Genomic DNA, 20,342 nt, shown 5'->3' on the forward strand with positions numbered 1-20,342 from the left:
CTCATGACCTCCATTTTAAAATATTTATATAGATTTCTTTCAATTCTTTCATCCCAGGCTGTCTAGGATTGCATTTCATAGAAGGATCCTCCTGCGCCATCCTGATCAGGATTTCCAAATCCTCATTTTTCCCAGACACCTCCAACACTTCCGGGATACCCAGCTTCTGATTCAGACGCCTCAAATACTGGACTAGCCTCCTGCTCCTCACAGCAGTCCCTCCAAATTCTCCCGGTGCGATTAATTCCATAATCTGTGCGTATTCCTCTCCACATACTGAAAGATTGTATGTGATCACATGGGGCAGAAGTACCGCATTGCACAAGCCGTGCGGCAGATTATAAAGCCCTCCCAGCTGATGCGCCATAGCATGTACCATTCCAAGCCCTGAATTAGAAAACGCCAATCCCGCAAGATATTCAGCATATGCCATTGCATCCCTGGCTTCCAGATTTTTCCCATCTTCATAAGCTTTGGGAAGCCAAGCCGCGATCAGCCGGACCGCTTCTTTGGCATTTGCGCGGGTAAATGGATTTGCGCCCGCAGACACATAAGATTCCAACGCATGGGTCAGAGCATCCATCCCGGTCTGGGCTGTCAATCGCTTTGGCATGTCCATCATTAAAAGAGGGTCGTTGACAGCGACATCCGGCACTACCAGACTGTCGATCAAGGACAATTTCCTGTGCTTCGCCTCATCAGTAATGATCGCAAACTTGGTGACCTCACTTCCAGTCCCAGCCGTTGTGTTGACCGCGATCAGGAAATATGGTCCGCCCTCTTTTCCTCCCTGGCGCGCGGCTACCAGCCGCATTGCCTTCGCACAGTCATGGGCGCTTCCGCCGCCTAGAGAAAGGATCAGATCCGCTCTAGCCTGAAGCAGTAACTCGACCCCCTTTGTCACTGTTTCCAGAGTTGGATTAGGGCACACCCCATCATAGACAACTGCCTGCGCTCCGGACTTTTCAATTACTTCTTTCACTCTTGTCCCCGCATTAGACGCCGCAAGAAAAGCATCTGTCACGATCAGACAGCTTCTCCCGCGCCACCGCCTGATATCGTCAGCAATCTTATCCAGGCATCCCGGGCCAAGGTATGTCCTCTGCGGCATCTCTATTTCGTATGTTTTCTGCATGCCTGTTTTCCCTCCAGATACATCTCCGGATGATCAACAATTCCGATAACTGCGTTATTGATAGGCGCATCTTTCACCCCTGCCGCCATCCGGGCCGCCCCGCCATCAATCGTGACCAGCACGCAGTCTCCTACGCCTGCTCCGGCGGCATCCACAGCAATCTCCGATTTATCCGGGTCCTTCTCAAATAAATTTCTTACGATCAGAAGCTTCAGCCCTTTCAGGTTCTGTTCCTTACAGGTCGAAACTACCGTTCCGATCACCTTTCCAATATACATTCCATTTGCTCCTTCAGGGAATCACCGTTGTATGATCAATAATCCCTACAATCCCCGCATCAATAGGCGCATTACGCTCCGGCACTGGGAATCCGGCGTCTTTACTCTTTGCCAGATAGACAAAATCTCCTCGTCCTGCCTGTACATAGTCCACCGCCACTAACATATCCCCTTGAGGATTTCCTTGGTTATCCGTCCTCTGTACGATCAGGAGTTTCCTTCCCTCCAGATGGATATCTTTTCGAGTGGCTACAATAGTTCCCACGACTTTTCCAAAAAACATCTGTCCGCCTCCCCTTTATCTCCGAATCACCTGGATCTTTCTGATTCGAATCAGGTCTTGGGCTAAAGGTGTAAGGACCGCCTCTTTCCTTATCTGCAATACCTGGCTCCCCGAAAGCTCCGACACTTTCTCTTCCGTAATGAGAAGATCACGGATCTGGCTTACCTCTTTGGGGCCTCCTGCCGGCGTACGGATAATCTGTACTCCCATTTCCTGAAGCTCCTCCAGAATATCTCCGGCCTTTTTCCGCAGTCCTGCCGGCAGCCCCCAAAGAGAAGGGTTGTCTTGGATACAAGGGAAAAACAAAGGCTCTTCACACACCAGGAACTCATACAGTACTTCCATACGTCTGTCGTCAATGATTACATGAGCTAATTTTGATAAAGTCTTAAGCCCTGGATTGAGAAAAATCCCTGCCTGATACAGCCAGACATCTTCTGGCTTAAGGCTGCTCCTCACCGAGCAGCCCGGATATGTTTCCATATCTTCTAAAATCCCGGAAGTATCAAAAAGCGCAAGATCTGCCTCCAGCCCTTTTGCCGCCCGCAGGATCATCTGAGGGGGCAGGCTTTGTTCTCTTGTTGTCTCCGCCAAAAGCAGCGTTTTTGTCTGCAAAGGTATCACTCCGTTTTTTCTCTCAAGTCATTAAGGATTTTCTCTACATCTGAATGAGGCCTTGGAATCACATGTACGGAAACCAATTCCCCTACCTTCTCTGCCGCGGAAGCCCCTGCTTCTGTAGCTGCTTTTACTGCTCCCACATCTCCCCGGATCATCACTGTTACCAGCCCGGCGCCTACTGTTTTGTAGTTGATCAGACTGACATTGGCCGCTTTTACCATGGCATCTGCCGCCTCAACAGCTCCTACAAATCCTCTTGTCTCGATCATTCCCAATGCTTCCATTTCCTTTTCCTCCTACTTTCTTAATTCTCTTAGGGTTTTAAAATCTTCTTTCACATGCTTATAAAGATCTTTATAAAGAGCAAAATATTTCATATAGATCTCATGATTTTCTGATATCGGCTCCATAGGATCTACGTACTCCGCTTTTTCTTTGGCAATACCAAAATCTTTAAGATATCCCGTAGCTACTGCTGCCAGAAGCGCATCTCCGTAGGGCGCTCCAACCCGGTTTTTTACAAACACCGTCGGCACATTCAGAACATCTGTAATGATCCTTCTCCACAATTTGCTCTTTGCCCCGCCTTCATTCATGACCAGCGGGTAATTTATCTTTATGCCACTTTCTTTTAAAATGACAAAAGAATCATACAGGGCATAAGCAACCCCTTCCATCATAGCCCGGACCACATGGGCCTTAGTATGGTAAAGAGACAATCCGAAGATTACTCCCCTGGCATCATTGTCCCAGATTGGAGTCCGCTCGCCCATCAAATAGGGAAGCGCTACCAGACCCTCGCTTCCCGGCGGAATCTGTTCTGCCTCCATATTCAAATAATCAAATGCGTCATACCCTTTGATCAGCCCTTCCATAGCCGTCTCCACTTGGGAAAAATTTTCTTTCAGATACCGTAAAGACTGTCCGCCTGTCTGGGTAGTCGTCACAGTAATATAAGTATTCAGACAATCTGTGGTATACTGAAAGTTAAACATATCTTTGAACTTTTCTTTTGTATTACGGATGATACCAATATTTCCGCAAGTTCCCAGATTCATCTGCACATCGCCTACTTCTATGGCTCCTGCTCCAATCCACCCGGCATTGCAGTCCACTTGGCCTCCGGCCACCTCGATGCCGGGTACCAGACCTGATTCTTTTGCCGCCTTCTCGGTCACTTCTCCCACCACGTCTTCACAGCGGTAAAAATCTGGCAGTATGTCTTTTGATATTCCCAGACGGTTCAGCATAGTTTCATCAAAACGATTTTCCAAAAGATCATACGCCACGCCGTAAAAGGTTCCAGCGGAATGATGTGCGGTCATCTTTCCAGTCAGCTTCATTCGAATATAGCCATCGATAGTAAGTGCTTTATAAATCCTCTTATAATCCTCCGGCCGATTTTCTTTCTCCCAAAGCAGATTGACCAGGATTGGATGATCCTCTATCTGATTACCAGTCAAGTCAAAAATCTTATCTGCCCCTATCGTCTGTTTCAGCCAGTCCTCCTGCTTTTTTGCCCTGCGGTCCATCAGATTATAGGCGTTATGTACAGGCTCCCCTTCCTGATCTACCATCACTAAAGAAGGTAAAGCGGAAGACGTCCCGATCCCGCGTATTTCATCCGCCTGGATTCCCGCTTTCTTAATACATTCTTTGATCATACTGCAGGTGGCCGGCCAGTAGTCCTGCACATTGTGTTCCGAATAATCCTCCTGATTGGTAATGATCTCGTACTGTCGGTAGGCATAGGCCATCACATCCGCATTCTCATCAATGATGCAGACTTTGCATCCGCCTGTTCCGTAATCCATTCCCATAAAATAATTTCCCATGTGTTATCTCCTTCCAAACTCTGTCAATATTTCCGCTATCATCCCATTCTTCGCCTCACAGGAATTCGCTTCGTCAATATCGATGTGAAGTTCTGTCTGAAATTCCGGACTTACTCTTACTACCGTTTCTTCCAAGACTACCGCCCGCTCCCTGCCAAGCCGTACCCGGACTCTATCCTTATCTTTCAGCCCTCTTCCGCGCGCTTCCTCTGGAGTCATATGGATGTGACGCTTCGCTACGATTGCCCCTTCTTCCAAAAAGACAAACCCCTTAGGCCCTGCGATATAAATACTCTCACTCCCAGCCAGGTTCCCCGATTCCCGAACCACCGCGCGAATACCAAGGGCATATGTATCGCTCATCAGAAGTTCCACTTGAGACCGTTCCCGCTCCGGTCCCAAAATACGTACATTCTGAATCGTACTCTTCTGTCCGATCAATGTGACACATTCTTTGGCCGCAAACTGTCCTGGCTGAGAAAGATCTTTAAGCTTTTGCAGCTGATATCCCTTTCCAAATAGGATTTCCAGATGCTCCCGGCTCAGGTGCACATGCCGGTTGGAAACTCCTACCGGTACCGTTCCCTGCGCCAGGACTTGTTTTACAATCTTCTCAACCTCTCTTCTGTCTATCTGTTCTGTCTCCCTCATAAGTCTGCCTCACACAATCCGAAACTGGTCCTTTAACACACAGCGTCTTTGTCTGGTAAAACTAATCGGCGAAGTCAGTCCTTCACCCGTTGGCGAAGCAATCGTAAAAGTCGCATGGCCTTCGCCCTCCATGCCAAGTCCTGCGTAGGACGGCGCATTTTTTACAAAAATACTGGTGTTAGCCGCTTTGGCCATCTTAGAAAGATGCTCCACATTCATGGAGTGCATCATAGCCGTATGATAACAGCCCGCCTCCGCCTCGCAGGCATACATGATCGCCTCTTCCACATCCCGGACAGGCACTACAGGAAGCACGGGCATTAGCTGTTCAAGATACACCAGCGGATGTTCCGGACCTGTCACCGCAACAGCCAGCCGACACCGGTCATCCACTTTCAGCCCAATAGCCTCTAAGATCTTCCCGGCATCTTTTCCTACATATCGGCGGTTTACCGCCAGACGTCCGTTCTTCTCCTGAGCAATCTTTGGCATCAAACGTTCCAGTTCTTCTTCTTTCAAGAGATAAGCTCCCTGTTTTATCATCTCCGTTACCAATTCCCGCGCCTTCTCCCGGACTACGAACACCTCTTTCTCCGCAATACACAGCACATTATTGTCAAAAGAAGCTCCGTCCACAATGTCCTTCGCCGCCTTGGGAATATCCGCCGTCTCGTCCACCACTACCGGAGGATTCCCTGGGCCGGCGCCGATCACCTTTTTCCCCGAATTCATAGCCGCCTTTACGATGCCTGGTCCTCCCGTTACTACCAGAATACGGACTCCTGGATGATGCATAAGCTGATCTCCCGTCTCTATAGTGGGATTCTCCACTCCGCAAAGAAGATTAGGAGGGCCTCCCGCTCCCCGAATGGCCCGGTTCAAAAGTTCAATTGTCAAGCGGGTCACCTTTTTTGCTCCCGGATGGCTGTTAAACACCACCGCGTTTCCTGCCGCGATCATTCCAATGCCATTGCAGATTACCGTCTCACTGGGATTGGTAGAGGGCGTGATCGAACCGATTACTCCATAAGGCGCCCGCTCCTCCAAGGTAAATCCATAATCTCCGGTACAGGCTCTGGGACAGATATCTTCTGTCCCGGGCGTCTTCCGGGCCGCCAAAAGATTCTTCTTCACCTTATCTTCATACCTTCCTAGTCCTGTTTCCTCTACAGCTGTCTTTGCGATCAATTCTACATTTTCTTCTACAGCCTGGCGCATAGCTCGAATTATCTTCTCTCGCTCTTCCAGCTTAAGTTCTGTCAATGCCTTCTGCGCTTTGCTCGCTGCCGACACTGCCGCATCTACTTCGTCGAAGATTCCCTCCTGCGTTTCTATATCCTGAATCCCCATGTCTGGCCCGGTCTGCAGCCGGGCCATGACCTGTGCCACCATTTGTTCAATCTCCTGCTGGTTCATACGGATCCTCTCCTTTCTTCAACTACCATTTTTCCATTGACTTCAATAGAATCCACAATCCCAATAATGCAGTAGTCCACCGGCGTGGATGAATATCCTTCCGCCATTCTCGCGGAACTTCCTCCAACTACGACTACCAATTCTCCTTCCCCCGCTCCCACTGAATCCAGCGCCACCATCTTGCCGCCGCTGCTTTTCAAATTCTCTATATTCACCGGCTGAACTACCAGCATTTTCTGCCCCTGCAGTCCTTTATCCTTCTGTGTGCAAACCACAGTTCCCGTCACTTTTCCAACGATCATCTCTTACCACCTGTCACTTTTCAGCCGATGGAGAACCTCTGACACCACAGCTTCTACCACATCGGTTCCTACTGTTCCCCGCATTTCTTCCGGCTCGCTCGGATCAATCACTGAGTCTGGCGCTTCCCCTTTGATCAGACGATTGACTTTTTCCATCTGGCTGGCATTCAGATAACGGGTATGTCCTATTAAACGGGACACCAAGTTGGCCTTTGTAAACATTTCCAAAGTTTCCATCTTATAAAAAGCATCATATACATCCGTACTCATGGTCAGCGCCCCGTGATTGGCAAGAAGAATGGTCCTGCTGTCCGGATTCTCCTTCAGGACGCGAGCCACTTCCCGCGGCACTTCAATCGTAGTGGGTGTCGTATAACCGGTCACGGCAATCCCCTGAAGAGCAAAGAGCACCTCCGGCAGCGCCACCTTGTCAAAAGAAATCTCTGACATAGCATAACCCGTGGTAACCGGAGGATGCGCATGGACCACCGCCTTGATCTCTGGTTTTTCCCGATAGACTGCCAGATGCATTCGAATATCTCTCGCAGGCTTCATGCCGCTTAATACCTTCCCTTCAAGATCCACTTTCGTAATATGCTTTGTCTCCAGTTTCCCCTTACAGAATCCAGAGGCCGTGATCAGTATCTCGTTTTCTCCCACACGGATACTGATATTTCCATCTGTTCCCACCAGAAGCCCCTTTTCATAGAGAAGCTTTCCTACTTCTACAATGTCTCTTTTATATTGTTCCTGTGTCTGATACATCCTTCCGCCCCATTTCTGTCTCATTCTATAGAAATCTCCAAGGAATTTCTTCCAGGTTTTCTATCAAAAAAATGCTAAAACACGAGCATAAAAATTTCTTTTTGCTTTTACACTCACATTTTAGCATTTTCATTTTCTCTTCTAAGCCGGTTTTTTTTTAGAAAAATCACAGACTTTTTTTAGAAGATCTCATCGTTTATTTCGTTCTAATTCTCGGTTGGCTTGCTCCAGACATCTTCCATAAGGGCCATCCTCCTTCTGGAGCAAACTGATATAGAGAGCCTCTACAATACACAACTGGGGAATCCTTTTTGCCATTGTTTCATTATAGGGGTTCTTTAAGAATGCCGCTGTCAGAAGCACTTCATCAGCAATCTTGGCAAGAGGCGACAGAGGATAATTAGTTATTATTATAAGAAATGCCTGCCGTTCCCTGGCAATCTGTGCTGTTTCATAAAGCGTCCGGGTATCTCCTGAATGGGAAATCAAAAGAAGCACATCCCCTTCTTTTAACTTAGAAGCTTCCAGGAGCTGGACATCATAGTCTGCCGGACAATTTACATTCAGTCCGATCCTGGAAAACTTCAGACAAGCAGAGTATGCTGTAATATAAGCGTCGCCGGCTCCCAGCACCAAGATCTTTCCGGCTGTCTCCAGCTGTCTCACGCTCCTTTCAAAAGGTTCCCCCATACCGTTCAGATCTCGGGTATCCTCCAGCGCCTGAATGGCGGCCTGGAATACTTTCTGAATCACTGTCCGACTGTCATCCCGGCTCTTGATCGACTCATACTCCAAAAGCTGGCCGCTTCCTCCAGTCTTTCCCCAATATACCGCTCCACAGTCTTCCTTTAGATCCTGATAACCCTGATAGCCTAATTTCTTAGCCAAACGCACAAAGGTTGCCATGCTGCTCCCCGCTTTCCCGGAAATTTCCCGCAAAGTCTCTTGGGCCGCCGTCTCTGGGTGCGCCAGAAGATAGTCTGCCGCTCTCCGTTCAGCGCTCTTTAATGTGTCATAGACAGCTTCAATCTTAATTTGTATCCGATGCGGCAATTTGCTCTTCTCACTCATCATTCTCTTATGTCAGGTCATACATCGCCTGGCGCAGACTGTCATACAATTCCCGGTAAAGATGGTATCGGCTTTCATATGCTTTGTGTCGCGGCAGGCAGGGTTCAAATATCTCTTTGACCTGGACCAATCCTCCAACTTCTTTTATCCCGCGATAAATTTCTAATCCTTTTCCAGCCAGAATCGCAGCCCCAAAACAGGCTGCCTCTCGGATTTTTAAGGATGCAACAGGGACTCCCATAATATCTGCTTTCAGCTGCAGGCCCTCAGACGATCTGGCGCCCCCTCCTACACAGCGGATATCTGTGATCTGTACTCCCGCTTTCCTCATTTCCGCCAAATTCCAACGCATCTCAAAAGCCAGAGCTTCTAATATTCCTTTCCCGATATCAAAACGGTCTGTTGCCATAGTAAGTCCCAGAATCCCGCCCTTCATCTCCAGATCACAGGCTGGCGTTCCGCTTCCATTCAGATAAGGAAGTACCACCACGGGAGCAACTCCCTCCGGCATCCGCGAGATCAGATAGTCATAGACTTCTCCTCCTCCTTTCTCTGCCAGTTCACGGTCCTTCTGACAGAATCCCTCCACAAACCATTTCAGCAGCGCTCCGCCAGTATGGTTCAACGCAAATGTGAAATATTGTCCCGGAAGCCCATGGATATAGCATGGATAATACCCCTTGAACATTACATCGTTTAACTTAGGCTCTTCAAGAACTGTGGAAAGGACTTCCGCAGTCCCATGGGAATCAAGCGCCATTCCCTTGTAAGTGATGCCCGCCCCGATGGCGGCGCAGACCTGATCGTGGCCACCCGCCACCAGCAGCGCATCTTGGCTGATTCCCAGTTCTTCCGCCAACTCCCGGCGGATCTTTCCTACTACTGTTCCTGAGGGAACCGGCCTACCCAGCTTTTCCTCGGAAATCCCATAAGCGCCAAGGATCTCCTTAGACCATACTTTTTCTTTTAATTCAAACGCCTGGGTCCGGCTCGCCATGGTATAATCAACGACAATGTCATCACTTCCCAGCTTTCCCAGCAAAAAATCCGCATAAGTAACAAATTTCCAGGTTCTCTCATATAGATTCGGATCATGCTTTTGGATCCACAGGATTTTAATAAAGAAATTCATAGGATGGGGTCTCATTCCGGTCTTTTGGAAGATCCATTTCTCGCCTAGATCTTCCCCGCATTGGCGAGCTTCCTCCTGCCCTCGATAGTCCATTCCTAAATGGGCGCTGCTGATTGCATGACGGTTTCGGTCGACAGCAATCACCGCATCGCCCTGAACAGACAGCGAGACAGCCTTTATCGGCATGGCCGCTTCCTTGACCGCCTTTTGTATCACCCGCTTCGTGATTTCCCAGACCTTCTCGGCGTCCTGTTGGGCGTATCCTTCTTTCGTATACTGGATTCCATATTCCTGGAAAGCGTATCCTAACGCCTTCCCGTCCGGCGCGAAAAGCATCGCCTTAGCTCCCGTTGTCCCTACGTCAATTCCCAGCAGCATCCTGCCACCTCTTCTTTCTTTGTCCTTCTTTTTATTAATAATAAAAGTCCTTCGTTGCTTTCTCTTGTTCTTCATCATAGAAATCCGCCCGGATTCCCGGTATATAGTTCAAGGCTTCATAAATAACCGGAAGTACGTTCCCGTGGATTCCCACGCCATGATGTACATAAGGACCTTTTACGATCATTGTCTCTACTTTCGGCCAGTTTGGGATTTCTACCCAAGCATAAGTCCCCACCGTAGCCGGCCCTTTGATCGTCTTTGCCTGTCCCATCAACATTCCGTACTCTCCGTTATCTCCGTCAAACCGCAGAATAGAAATCTCACCCGGCTTCATCTCTGCCACTACTGATCCGGGGCAATGCTCCGGGAAGGCAAAAGGTCTGGCCAGCTTCGGTGTTTCCTTCGCCAGGGACAAGGGCCAAGGGCCGCAATGCTGCAAAAGTTCTCCATTCTCATTCTCCGGATGTCTTACAGACCAGTCCACGAAAAAGCTTGGCGTCTTTCCCATGCCGGCTGCTTGTACCATGATCGCTGTAATAGCTCCATGGATATCGGTCTCACATACCACCGGAAGGCCTTCATCGGTCAGAAGGGCGTTAGCGCAGCAAGGCATCACCTGAAGCGCCTGCTGAAGCGCGTCCCAGCACTGGATCGCAATGGCATTGCACTGATTTATATCCGCAAAGTACCTCATAGCCACCTTCAGGCACGCCACCCGGCGCACGGATTCTTCCGGGATACAAACTTCCATATGCTCATGGATATAGGCGATGGTCTTCTCTACGTCCTTAGAATCTGATGCTTCTAGTTCTTTTACCTTATCAGCAAATTCTACCATTGTGATCGGGAATATCTGTATGCCAAATTTCTCCAAGAGCTCTCCTTCATTGACCATCATGGTCCAGAAATCCGCAGGCCGGGTATCAATCTGCAGTATTCGTCCTCTCCGGAATTCTTTGACTACATTTGCCGCGGCCACAAAATTTTTGAATCCTCGCTCAAACTGCTCATCCTCTACCCGGCAGTTTGGAATATAAGTAAACGGCACCTGCATCCGGCGCAAAACTTTGCCCGTTGCGAACAGACCGCACTGGGTGTCCCTCAAGCGGCTTCCGTCCGCTTCCGGCGCTTCATCCCTCGGCCCCCAGAGAAGGACCGGCACATTCAAGGCTCTGGCCACTTTCCCACAGCTATGCTCAGACCCGAAATTACAATGGGGAATAAATAACGCATCCACCTTGGCCGCTTTAAACTTGTCGATCACAGGCTCCACATCCTCCGCGCAGCGCAGCAGTCCCTCTTCATTGACATCCTCGATGTCGATAAAGTCCACATCCCATTCTTTCAGTTTTTCAGCAATCAGCTTCTTATACTTCAGCGCATCCTCCACACTGAAGATTCGTCTTCTAGTCGGCGCGTACCCGATCAATACTTTGTTATTCATATACATTCTCCCTTCTTCATATACTGTTTTTTATCTCCCTTATTTCCCCAGGAGCTGATCCTGCATCCGCCGCAGCTGCAGCAGGACAGAATTCTCATTCAACTCCACCATTTCGTAGGTGATCACCTGATCCTTTTTGACATCCACTTTCAGTCTTGCCCCTTTGGCCAATCCTACCGGAAGCATGTTTCCCTCGCTTGCCACATCTGCCAGTTCAATAGAAGCCCGGTAGCAGTATTCGCCAATCGCGTCCAGAATTTCCCCCGCTTTCAAATCTTTCTTCGCGACAGTGATACATTCGGAAGTCAGATGATCCATCGGGTAGGCCGTTGATTCCCCATAGACTGCTGCCTGCACCGCGGTGATCGGAGTCTCAATGGAACACAAGTGATAGGGACGGTACAGCAGATAGTTTGGTCCCTCTCCCATATCTCTTTGTACCAGTCCGTCTATGATTCGCTGGTTATCTGTGGTCACGATCACAAAAACGCCGGGATTGATATCCCCGATACCAAAATCCACCACCCCCGTATGGTCCAGAATCCCCCCTTGATCCTTGCGGGAAAAGACCTTCGCCAAATCCTTCACATTACATTTCGGCCCATGCATTCCTCGAATATCCGGCCTTAATCCAGTCGCGTTAGACACTGCGCACATCTCGATCATCGTCTTAGAGCCGTCCACGAACTCAATCAGCATCCGAGGATTCATCTCCCGCTTTTCTGCCTTTTCCTTCCACTCCGCCATCCCTGGATTCGCATAAATATCCAGAGGGTTATTCTTTCCCTTTCCAGCGGCTACCACCTCAAATCCCAGAGCTTTAGCAAACCGATATACTTCTATGATAGATCCCGGCTCGTCTCCCGCCGTCAAAGAATAGACAATTCCTGCCTGCTCGCACATCTTACGCAGCAGCGGCCCAATGGTGATATCGCACTCCACATTCATCATGACAATATGCTTTTTCTGGAAGATACATTCCATCGTAATCCTTGCGCCCATCTCCGGAGAACCTGTCGCATCGATCACATTCGTGATTTTTGAAGCGCGCACCGCAATTCGATAGTCGGTGGCCACCACCTTTTTCCCAGCCGCAAGCGCCTCCTCCACCTCTTCCTGACTGGCTGCTTCCGCCACCTCTTCCGCACACCTGGCTTGGATATAGGCGTCTCTTGCGATCTCTGTCTCCACATCTACCACAATGTCGCAAGTAATCCCTTTCATCCCCTCAATCTGAGCCACAATATCCTTGCCCATCTGCCCGGCGCCGATCAGCGCTATACGGATGGGCGTCCCGGCCTTCTCCAACTCTTCCAGTTTTGTGTCAATCTCATACATTTTCTTTTCCCTTCTTTCTTAATGAATGATCTATGCCCAGGGATCTACCAGCACCTTTAGCGCTTCTCCCCGTGTTACCATGTCCATTCCCTCCACGATCCGATCCAGCGGGACCTTGGCACTTAAATATTTTTCCGTATGGATATCCCTTCTGTGCATCGCCTTTAACGCGTTCTCAATGCCGACAGATGGATAGGAAAAGGATCCCGTAATCACGATCTCATCATAATGGATCTTATTGGAATCCAGTGTTGTCATGGGACTGTTCTTTGGCACCCCTCCGTAGATAATGATCTGTCCTCGTTTTTTCACCAATTCCAGAGCCTGCTGCTGAGCCGCCGCATTGGGCACCGCACAGATTACAACGTCCGCCCCAGGTCCCGTCAGCTCTTTTACCTTTCTTGTTGCTTCCTCTGGATCCTTATTATAGATCAGATGCTCAAATCCAAACTTTCGCGCCTGCTCGATCCGTCCTCTTGCCAGCATAATGATAAGAGACGCGCCTCTTGCCTTCGCCGCCTCCATATGCAGACAGCCTACCGGTCCATCTCCGATGACCACCACTGTATCCCCGTAAGAAATGCCCGCCCTTTCCTGGCATGCCAGCACACCAGATACCGGCTCCGCAAACGCCGCGTGGTCATAACTCATCCCTTCCGGGATCGGTTCCACAAATCCCCGCTCCAGCACAAATCTTGGCAAGGCAATATACTGGGCAAAACCGCCCGGAAAGTGTGTTCCCAGCATTCGATGGTCATTGCACAGATTTACCATGCCTTTCCTGCAGTAGTAGCATTTCCCGCAGCTTACATCCGGTCCAACCGCCACCCGGTCGCCTACCTTCCGTCCGGTATCTTCGCCGGATACCTCCACCACTTCTCCGCCAATCTCGTGTCCCATAATCTGGTCCGTTGCTCCATTGCGCAGTCCATTGCGGAAGTTGCGGATGTCGCCTCCACAGATTCCACAGGCGATCACCTTCACCAGAATTCCGCCTTTCGGGCATTGGGGAATCTCTTTCTCCTCAATCTCCATTTTCCCGATTCCTTTAAATACTGCCGCCTTCATCATTTTTCCCATTGTCAGTTCTCCTTCTTCAGCAGCCGTTCTCCCACCGCCCCTTTTGGATGGATCACAGCAAACTGCTCTTTCGTATAATTGGTGTACGTCATAAGCGCAATACAGATGGCATCGAAGACAGATACCACTGCCATGGTACTGGCGGTAGCCAGCATATTAAAACGGCATGGTTCCCGCTCCACTTTAATCTTCAGGCACAGATCCGCCTCTTGGCCGATCAGCGAGTCCTCCTGCTCTGTTACGCCAATCAGATAAGCCCCCTTCGTCCGGCAGGCTGGAATCAGCTGCGTCAGTTCTCCTGTATTCCCTCCCTTACTGATAAGAATCAGGATATCATCCTTCTGCAAAACCCCAAGTCCTCCATGTACTGCATCAGATGGTGTGAGAAACACTGCCGGACGCTCGATACAGTTCAGTGAGTGTACAATCTTCTTTGCCCCCATTGCGGAAGTACCGCAGCCTGCGGCCACCACCTTTCCTTTCATTGTTCCGATCTTCTCTGCCACTATTGCGGCTTTTTCCATGTCTACGGTATCCAAAAGGGTTTTCACCGCATTGGCTTCCATTTGAATAGTCCTTCTTATTTCCTGAATGATTTCCCTCTGCTCCATCGCCAAGAGACACCTCCTTTTTTTCATTTTTTCTTTCAAAAAACGAAACATATTTTGCAAAAAAATTGGCAGACATATTTCTATGTCCACCAATTTACCACAGCAAATGCTTTTTTTAAGCGGGAGGTTTTTTAGGACTTCCGAATAATTTTTTTAGCTTTCCCCTGTCTTTCTATACTGAGAAGGAGTCTTTCCCATATGCTTGACAAAAATCTCCCGAAAGTACCTGGCATCTTTATATCCTACCGCCTCCGCAATCTCATTAACAGTCAGGCTCGTGTCTTTGAGCAGCTCGATCGCTTTTTCAAGACGAATCTTTGTAATGTAGTCAATAAATTTAATATTCATCTCCTTTTTGAAGAGTTGACTTAAATAACTGGCATTAATATAGAACTTGCCCGCAATACTTCCCAAGCTGATGTCCTTGCTGTAATGACTGTCTACATATTCGCGGATTTCTTCTATCAACGCCTTGCCGCTGCTCTTCTTATGAGTGTCAAACTGACCGCTCACCTCTATCAGATTGTCGGTCAGGAATTTCTCTACATCCCGCAGGTTTACTCCCTTCTCGATCTTCTCTTCCATTTCATCGAACATACCCATAGCCCATTCCGCGTGCAGCCCCTTTTCCTGCAGCATCTTGACCACCAACATATAGATATCAAAACAGAGGATGCGGATGTTAGCATATCCGACCCCTTCCTTTTTACAATCTTCCAGAAGTCTCTGGATAAACTCAGCGATTCCTTTTTGATTCTGTGACTTCAGATAACCTTCCAAGATATTCTTCTCAAATTCATTTAAAAACTGGAGCTTAGTGTTTCTGCCTGTTCTCTTCTGGTGGATCCCCACCGTCTGGTCTGCCAGGACCAGGCCTTGAAGCGCGCTTTCCTGGGCCTGGGTGTAGCTGACACAGATATCTTCCGGACAGTCTACCTCCCCTCCAATTCCGGCAAATACCTGCATCCCATAAATATTCTTCAGAACTTCTACCAAATACTTCGTCTTCTCCAAAAGGAAGTGACTGGCAAGAGATGTCTCGGTATTTAAAATAGCGATAAACTGGTTCTCCTTCTTCTCGTGAGCAAAAATCCGGCAGCCACAGTTCATAAATATCTCATTCATAATATTGCAGACCGCGAACTGAAGAATATATTGTCCGGATACATCTTCAAATTCCGGCACTGTCCGGATATTCTGCACCAAAATGACTACCGTCCGGAAATGGGAGTAGGGAAAATGAATATCCAGACCCTCCAGGTCTTTTAAAAGCTCTACTGTATCCATAGTGGAATCCACCCGGATCAACTCTGTCAGATAACGGTTCTTTTTCTGAAATCTCCCCTCTTCCGCCTGGGCCTTCACCTGGTTTTCATTTTTCAAGTTGGATTCTTTTTGCTCTAATTCTCCAATGATCCGATGTACTACACCCTGAAATTCCTGATTATCGATGGGCTTCAGAAGATAATCCTTTACTCCCAGATGGATGGCCTCTTTTGCATACTCAAAGCTGGTATATCCGCTTACAATAACGAATTGAAGTGTGGAGCAGTGCTGTCTTGCCCGCTTGATAAATTCCAGTCCATCCAGCATGGGCATCCGAATGTCTACAAATACGATATCCACTGGATGTGTCTGGATATAATGCAGCGCCTCGATAGCATTTTCCTGTGCCGGCGCCGTCTCAATATCCGGGAAAAACCGTTCCAGCTTCCGTACGATTCCCCTGCGTATAATCTCTTCATCATCAATCACTAATGCTGTATACATACTTTCCCTCCTATACTTCACTCTTTGCCGGAAGTTTTACCTTGACAAGAGTTCCTTCTCCTTCCGTACTTTCAATCTTAATCCCATACTCAGGGCCAAAATAAAGTTTGATCCTGGCATTGGTATTTTCCAGACCAATACTTCCCTTGGCCGCCCGTCTGGTTTCATGTATCATATTTTTCCCTGAGCTCTTCTCCAACTGTTCATTCAACTGCGCTAATTTTTCTTCTCCGATCCCATTTCCATTATCCTGAACTTCTGTATACAGGCAGTCTTCTTTTCGGAACACTCGGATTACTACCTTACATTTACCAAGCACGTTTTCAATCCCATGAACTACCGCATTCTCTACAAGCGGCTGGATCAACAGTTTTACAATATATAATCTTTCACAATCCTTCTCTATCTCGTAGCGCACTTCCAGCTTATCGCCAAACCTCAATTTCTGGACCAGCATATAGTTTTTGATATGAATGATCTCTTCTTCTACCTGGACAAATTCTTTCCCCTTATTAATAGAATATCGAAAGATTTTAGAAAGAGCCTGGCAGGCATCACTGATTTCCTGTACCCCTTCTTCCTCCGCCATCATATCAATCGTCTGCAGCGTATTATAAAGGAAATGAGGATTAATCTGAGCTTGCAGGGCGTTAAGCTCCGCTTCTTTCTGATAGATCTCCGACTGGTATACGTTTTGGATCAGCCGCTTTGTACGCTTGACCATCTGATCAAAAGCCCGGGTCAGCCGTCCGATCTCATCCTCGCTCTCCGCTTGGACTTCGATATCGAAATCCCCTTGTTCCACCCGATGCATCTGTTCCTGGAGACGCGCGACCGGTCCGCTGACCGCTTTGCTGATATAACGCGCGAAATACACGGAAAAAGCCAGGCAGACCACTGCCACAATGGCAAGAAACAACCGCAGACGATTGGCGCTGTCCAGCATATAGGCATTGTCTACCACACACAAAACACTCCAGCCTGTAATCTCAGAAGTACTGAAAACCAGATAGCTGTTTTCTTCCGGCGACTCGATCGCTCCATTCTGCTGAGAAAGCACCTGGCTTACCTGCCTTCCGCGATACTGTGTTCCGATATAATCAGAGTCTGGATGGAAGACGATCTTTTTGTTGTCATCAATGATCAGCGCCTGCTGGTAGCTATTACTATTGATGCTCTGCAGAACATTCCCCAGGATATCGCTGTTCATATCGATGATCATGCAGCCCAGTTCCTTTTTTGTCCCAGGCGCATAGATTTTTTTCACAATAGAAAACATCTTTTGAGCTTCTCCTGTGCTGATGTATGCCTCTCCATCATAGGAAGAAAGAATTTTTGTGTTTTCCCTGGTGGCCTTCATCTCTTCAAACCAGCCAGTCCTGGTAAAATCATAGTCCCCTGTCAGACTCAGCTTATTCTTATCTGCTGTGTAAATGCTCCCATTATAAGAGCAGACAAACACATCCTCTACAGAAAAAGAAGTCGAAAAGGCAGTATTCAGGATTTCCTTCATTGTTCTGTCATTTTGATAAAACTGGTCCGGCGACTCTGTCTTTTCCTCCTGCAGGATCTCACAAAGCGTCTCATTAGAACTTACCTGGGTGGAGATATCCAGGACCTTTTGGATTTCCGTATCAATGTTCCCGCTCATTTGACTGGTCGTTTCCTGAATGGAGGTGAGCATTTGCGTCTTGATGGAATTCTCGCTGACGGTCATACTGAAATAAGCCAGCAGCAATACGATCAGCACAATGATCAGCAGAAATCCCAGAAATAATTTTGTCTGCATTTTCCAATTTCGAAACCGGAATCTTTTCATATTTTTCCCCCCACATTTCTAAATAAAATCATCCTTGCAAATCGGATGCAGTTAAGATATTATTATACTAAGTTTTCTGAAAATTAGCTCTACTTTTAAGTGAGGTTTTTCTTCGATGCATCAAAAAACAGTTTTTAAAATTTTATCTTGTTTTCTGATCGCAGGACTTCTTCTGCTTCTTATCCTTGCCTACACTCATTTTTTGCCGCAGGCAGAGACTAAGGAAGAGGGGAATTCCATCACAATACTGACTTATAAAAATATTCCGCTTTCTACTCTGGATGGATTCCATGACCAATACCCCAATTATAAGATCAATATCGAGCGTTACCCCAAATTGAACTATCTGTCCTTTTTAGATACCAAACTCATTCAGGAAGATTCCGTAGATATCATCGAGCTTCCCACAGAGGCTTATCTTGAATTTATCCAAGAGGGCCGGCTTCTTCCGCTTACTTCTATGGATCTTTTTACCCGCATCCGTTCAGAAGCCTTAGATTATCTCCAACAGCTTACAGGAAGCAGCATGTATTTCGGAATTCCCTATCAGTCCGATTATCTGAGCATCTGGTACAATGTATCTCTGTTTGAAAAATATAATCTGGAGCCTCCTGATGATCTTGAACATTTTCTTACCGCCTGCACAGTCTTTGCGCAGGAGGGCATTTCTCCACTGGCAGCAGGCCTTTCTGACGATGAATCCGCCAATGACCTGCTCACTTTGCTCACTGCGGAGGCCTTTGCTTCCTCAGAACAGCCAGTAAGCGCGGCCAATGGTTTCTCCGGTATTGACAGCCCTTCCTATCTTCAGGCTTTCCAGACCTGTTACGACTTGCTTGGACAGGGGTACCTTCCGGAATCTTGCTTTTATATGACCGATGAGCAGGCATTTGAGGCATTCCTAAACTCTTCCTACGCAATGGCGGTCTCTCCGGAATCCAGCATCGCTATGATCAATGACTCTGTCCTTCAGCAAATTGACATTGACGTCTGCGGCTTCCACGTTTCTTCCGGCCAGATGTCAGCCCCTGTTGTAGGCAGTCCCGTGGATTCTCTTTTATGTATCAGCCAATCCAGCGAAAATGCCAAGATCTGCCGTCTGTTTTTGGATTACTATACACAATATGACACAGTTCTCCAATATGTCAGCGACACTCGGACTATGACAAATATCCAAAGTTATACCGTCGATTCCGAACTAGCCGTCTCCTGGATGAAGATCAAAGAGGAAGAATGCTATATACCAGAGGAACATTTCTATATCTCCCCGTTTACCTGTGACGCTGAGACTTACGCTCTCCCAAGGAAACTATTTTATAATCTGATAACCCCGCAGGAATTTGCTGCCGGGTTGTCCACATAAAAAGGAGCTTAACTATGCGAAAAAATAAACTTTTTATTCCCTTTATCGTTTCCCTCTGCCTGGTTCTTATCTTGGCTCTTTTGCTGATTTTCCCACATCTGTCCAAGGAAACGGATTCTTTGCCTCAAACTTCCTCCGAGGGGGAAGAATATATCTGGGTCGCCACCATGACCGGCCATAGTATGTTTCAAGAAAACGATATTGCCGCTTTTGAAAAATTTGGGCGGGATAAACATGTGACCGCCACAGTCATGGGACCTGAAGAATATGATATTCCCGGACAGATCCAGGCTTTAAACGAGGCGATCGCCAAAGAGCCGGACGGAATTCTGGTCCTGGGCATGGAACAGAGCCTGGCCCCTTCCATCGATGAAGCAATTCGCCAGGGAATTCCCGTAATCACTGTAGACTCTGATGTATCGAACTCCGACCGAATTGCCTATGTAGGCTCCGACTGGTATGAGATTGGCGTCACCCAGGCAGAAGCCATGGTAAAACTAATCGGAGGTAAGGGTGAAGTTGCGATTATGGGGATCGGAGGGGCGGATACCACAGATGCCGCTTTTAAAGGTTACCACTCAGTCATTGATAACTACCCGGACATCACCATTGTTGGAGAGTATGACGATATGGCCAGTTATGACGAAGCAGAACGAATTACAAAAATGATCGTTGAAACTTATCCTGATATTGCCGGCATCTCTGGTTTTAACTCCAACAGTGCCATTGGCATTACCAATGGATTGAAAGATTTCCAAGGCGATCAGGATATCAAAGTAACCGCCATGGATATTGAGCCAGACAATCTTGCTCTTGTAGAGGATGGTTCAGTTGATGTCATCATCGGCCAAAAACGAGCCGTTTTTACCTATTATGCCGCTTCCCTGCTCTACGATATCAATCACTCCTCTCTAAAGATCAATAATCTTGCGGATGGCCTGACCTCTGTAATACCCGATACTGTCTCCACAGGTGTTATTTCTGTCACCAAAGAAAATCTTTATACATATTTCCCGGACATGAGATGACCCCAAGATCTTTTAATCC

20 protein-coding genes are annotated in these 20,342 nt (G+C 47.9%); 2 read left to right on the forward strand and 18 right to left on the reverse strand.

Features of this window, described 5'->3' with window-relative positions; genetic code table 11:
• Nucleotide 1 precedes the first annotated feature (1 nt).
• The 18 genes from FND36_15530 to FND36_15615 all read right to left on the reverse strand — a co-directional run bounded on the left by FND36_15530 (nt 2) and on the right by FND36_15615 (nt 17,932).
• Nucleotides 2–1,135: an iron-containing alcohol dehydrogenase gene (locus FND36_15530; protein ID QDW75328.1), complete on the reverse strand. Its 1,134-nt coding sequence runs from the start codon at nt 1,133–1,135 to the stop codon at nt 2–4.
• Nucleotides 1,114–1,413, reverse strand: coding sequence for an ethanolamine utilization protein EutN (locus tag FND36_15535; protein ID QDW75329.1), 300 nt, complete (start codon nt 1,411–1,413; stop codon nt 1,114–1,116). The genes FND36_15530 and FND36_15535 overlap by 22 nt, the downstream gene beginning before the upstream one ends.
• Nucleotides 1,414–1,426: 13 nt before the next feature.
• Nucleotides 1,427–1,696 carry an ethanolamine utilization protein EutN gene (locus tag FND36_15540; GenBank protein QDW75330.1) on the reverse strand — a complete coding sequence of 90 codons (270 nt, stop codon included), beginning with the start codon at nt 1,694–1,696 and terminating at the stop codon, nt 1,427–1,429.
• A 15-nt stretch (nt 1,697–1,711) separates the two neighbouring features.
• Nucleotides 1,712–2,311 (reverse strand): hypothetical protein, encoded by a 600-nt coding sequence (locus FND36_15545; GenBank protein ID QDW75331.1) that lies wholly within the window; start codon nt 2,309–2,311, stop codon nt 1,712–1,714.
• Between the two features lie 5 nt (nt 2,312–2,316).
• Nucleotides 2,317–2,601: a BMC domain-containing protein gene (locus FND36_15550; protein ID QDW75332.1), complete on the reverse strand. Its 285-nt coding sequence runs from the start codon at nt 2,599–2,601 to the stop codon at nt 2,317–2,319.
• Between the two features lie 12 nt (nt 2,602–2,613).
• Nucleotides 2,614–4,152 (reverse strand): carbohydrate kinase, encoded by a 1,539-nt coding sequence (locus tag FND36_15555; protein ID QDW75333.1) that lies wholly within the window; start codon nt 4,150–4,152, stop codon nt 2,614–2,616.
• Nucleotides 4,153–4,155: 3 nt separating this feature from the next.
• Nucleotides 4,156–4,803 (reverse strand): phosphate propanoyltransferase, encoded by a 648-nt coding sequence (locus FND36_15560; protein ID QDW75334.1) that lies wholly within the window; start codon nt 4,801–4,803, stop codon nt 4,156–4,158.
• Nucleotides 4,804–4,812: 9 nt separating this feature from the next.
• The gene (locus FND36_15565) at nt 4,813–6,219 is read right to left on the reverse strand and encodes an aldehyde dehydrogenase EutE (protein ID QDW75335.1); all 1,407 of its coding nucleotides are present in this window, start codon (nt 6,217–6,219) and stop codon (nt 4,813–4,815) included.
• Nucleotides 6,216–6,521 (reverse strand): ethanolamine utilization protein EutN, encoded by a 306-nt coding sequence (locus tag FND36_15570; protein ID QDW75336.1) that lies wholly within the window; start codon nt 6,519–6,521, stop codon nt 6,216–6,218. The genes FND36_15565 and FND36_15570 overlap by 4 nt, the downstream gene beginning before the upstream one ends.
• 3 nt (nt 6,522–6,524) lie before the next feature.
• The gene (locus FND36_15575) at nt 6,525–7,310 is read right to left on the reverse strand and encodes a class II aldolase/adducin family protein (protein QDW75337.1); all 786 of its coding nucleotides are present in this window, start codon (nt 7,308–7,310) and stop codon (nt 6,525–6,527) included.
• A gap of 165 nt (nt 7,311–7,475) precedes the next feature.
• The gene (locus FND36_15580; GenBank protein QDW75338.1) at nt 7,476–8,360 is read right to left on the reverse strand and encodes a MurR/RpiR family transcriptional regulator; all 885 of its coding nucleotides are present in this window, start codon (nt 8,358–8,360) and stop codon (nt 7,476–7,478) included.
• Nucleotides 8,361–8,364: 4 nt separating this feature from the next.
• Nucleotides 8,365–9,945, reverse strand: coding sequence for a hypothetical protein (locus tag FND36_15585; GenBank protein QDW75339.1), 1,581 nt, complete (start codon nt 9,943–9,945; stop codon nt 8,365–8,367).
• Nucleotides 9,902–11,314 (reverse strand): fucose isomerase, encoded by a 1,413-nt coding sequence (locus FND36_15590; GenBank protein ID QDW75340.1) that lies wholly within the window; start codon nt 11,312–11,314, stop codon nt 9,902–9,904. The genes FND36_15585 and FND36_15590 overlap by 44 nt, the downstream gene beginning before the upstream one ends.
• 39 nt (nt 11,315–11,353) lie before the next feature.
• The gene (locus tag FND36_15595; protein QDW75341.1) at nt 11,354–12,652 is read right to left on the reverse strand and encodes an NAD(P)-dependent oxidoreductase; all 1,299 of its coding nucleotides are present in this window, start codon (nt 12,650–12,652) and stop codon (nt 11,354–11,356) included.
• A 30-nt stretch (nt 12,653–12,682) separates the two neighbouring features.
• Nucleotides 12,683–13,732: a zinc-binding dehydrogenase gene (locus FND36_15600; GenBank protein QDW75342.1), complete on the reverse strand. Its 1,050-nt coding sequence runs from the start codon at nt 13,730–13,732 to the stop codon at nt 12,683–12,685.
• A gap of 2 nt (nt 13,733–13,734) precedes the next feature.
• Complete coding sequence (locus FND36_15605; protein ID QDW75343.1) at nt 13,735–14,343, reverse strand: SIS domain-containing protein; 609 nt, start codon at nt 14,341–14,343, stop codon at nt 13,735–13,737.
• A 153-nt stretch (nt 14,344–14,496) separates the two neighbouring features.
• A complete protein-coding gene (locus FND36_15610) occupies nt 14,497–16,113 on the reverse strand; it encodes a response regulator (protein ID QDW75344.1) in 1,617 nt (538 codons plus the stop codon).
• Between the two features lie 10 nt (nt 16,114–16,123).
• Complete coding sequence (locus FND36_15615; GenBank protein ID QDW75345.1) at nt 16,124–17,932, reverse strand: sensor histidine kinase; 1,809 nt, start codon at nt 17,930–17,932, stop codon at nt 16,124–16,126.
• Between the two features lie 115 nt (nt 17,933–18,047).
• Between FND36_15615 and FND36_15620 the strand changes: the two genes are divergently transcribed.
• Nucleotides 18,048–19,295 carry an extracellular solute-binding protein gene (locus FND36_15620; protein QDW75346.1) on the forward strand — a complete coding sequence of 416 codons (1,248 nt, stop codon included), beginning with the start codon at nt 18,048–18,050 and terminating at the stop codon, nt 19,293–19,295.
• Nucleotides 19,296–19,309: 14 nt separating this feature from the next.
• Nucleotides 19,310–20,323, forward strand: coding sequence for a sugar ABC transporter substrate-binding protein (locus tag FND36_15625; GenBank protein ID QDW75347.1), 1,014 nt, complete (start codon nt 19,310–19,312; stop codon nt 20,321–20,323).
• Nucleotides 20,324–20,342 lie beyond the last annotated feature (19 nt).

This window comes from Lachnospiraceae bacterium KGMB03038 (assembly GCA_007361935.1).
In the GTDB taxonomy this organism is placed as follows: Bacteria; Bacillota; Clostridia; order Lachnospirales; family Lachnospiraceae; genus Massilistercora.

Bases quoted from the DNA above. Each gene is read 5' to 3' on its own strand.
- FND36_15540 (QDW75330.1), bottom strand. From the start codon at position 1,696: ATGTTTTTTGGAAAAGTCGTGGGAACTATTGTAGCCACTCGAAAAGAT.
- FND36_15530 (QDW75328.1), bottom strand. From the start codon at position 1,135: ATGCAGAAAACATACGAAATAGAGATGCCGCAGAGGACATACCTTGGC.
- FND36_15575 (QDW75337.1), bottom strand. From the start codon at position 7,310: ATGAGACAGAAATGGGGCGGAAGGATGTATCAGACACAGGAACAATAT.
- FND36_15625 (QDW75347.1), top strand. From the start codon at position 19,310: ATGCGAAAAAATAAACTTTTTATTCCCTTTATCGTTTCCCTCTGCCTG.
- FND36_15580 (QDW75338.1), bottom strand. From the start codon at position 8,360: ATGATGAGTGAGAAGAGCAAATTGCCGCATCGGATACAAATTAAGATT.
- FND36_15585 (QDW75339.1), bottom strand. From the start codon at position 9,945: ATGATGAAGAACAAGAGAAAGCAACGAAGGACTTTTATTATTAATAAA.
- FND36_15620 (QDW75346.1), top strand. From the start codon at position 18,048: ATGCATCAAAAAACAGTTTTTAAAATTTTATCTTGTTTTCTGATCGCA.
- FND36_15570 (QDW75336.1), bottom strand. From the start codon at position 6,521: ATGATCGTTGGAAAAGTGACGGGAACTGTGGTTTGCACACAGAAGGAT.
- FND36_15605 (QDW75343.1), bottom strand. From the start codon at position 14,343: ATGGAGCAGAGGGAAATCATTCAGGAAATAAGAAGGACTATTCAAATG.
- FND36_15535 (QDW75329.1), bottom strand. From the start codon at position 1,413: ATGTATATTGGAAAGGTGATCGGAACGGTAGTTTCGACCTGTAAGGAA.
- FND36_15615 (QDW75345.1), bottom strand. From the start codon at position 17,932: ATGAAAAGATTCCGGTTTCGAAATTGGAAAATGCAGACAAAATTATTT.
- FND36_15560 (QDW75334.1), bottom strand. From the start codon at position 4,803: ATGAGGGAGACAGAACAGATAGACAGAAGAGAGGTTGAGAAGATTGTA.
- FND36_15600 (QDW75342.1), bottom strand. From the start codon at position 13,732: ATGGGAAAAATGATGAAGGCGGCAGTATTTAAAGGAATCGGGAAAATG.
- FND36_15610 (QDW75344.1), bottom strand. From the start codon at position 16,113: ATGTATACAGCATTAGTGATTGATGATGAAGAGATTATACGCAGGGGA.
- FND36_15565 (QDW75335.1), bottom strand. From the start codon at position 6,219: ATGAACCAGCAGGAGATTGAACAAATGGTGGCACAGGTCATGGCCCGG.
- FND36_15590 (QDW75340.1), bottom strand. From the start codon at position 11,314: ATGAATAACAAAGTATTGATCGGGTACGCGCCGACTAGAAGACGAATC.
- FND36_15595 (QDW75341.1), bottom strand. From the start codon at position 12,652: ATGTATGAGATTGACACAAAACTGGAAGAGTTGGAGAAGGCCGGGACG.
- FND36_15555 (QDW75333.1), bottom strand. From the start codon at position 4,152: ATGGGAAATTATTTTATGGGAATGGATTACGGAACAGGCGGATGCAAA.
- FND36_15550 (QDW75332.1), bottom strand. From the start codon at position 2,601: ATGGAAGCATTGGGAATGATCGAGACAAGAGGATTTGTAGGAGCTGTT.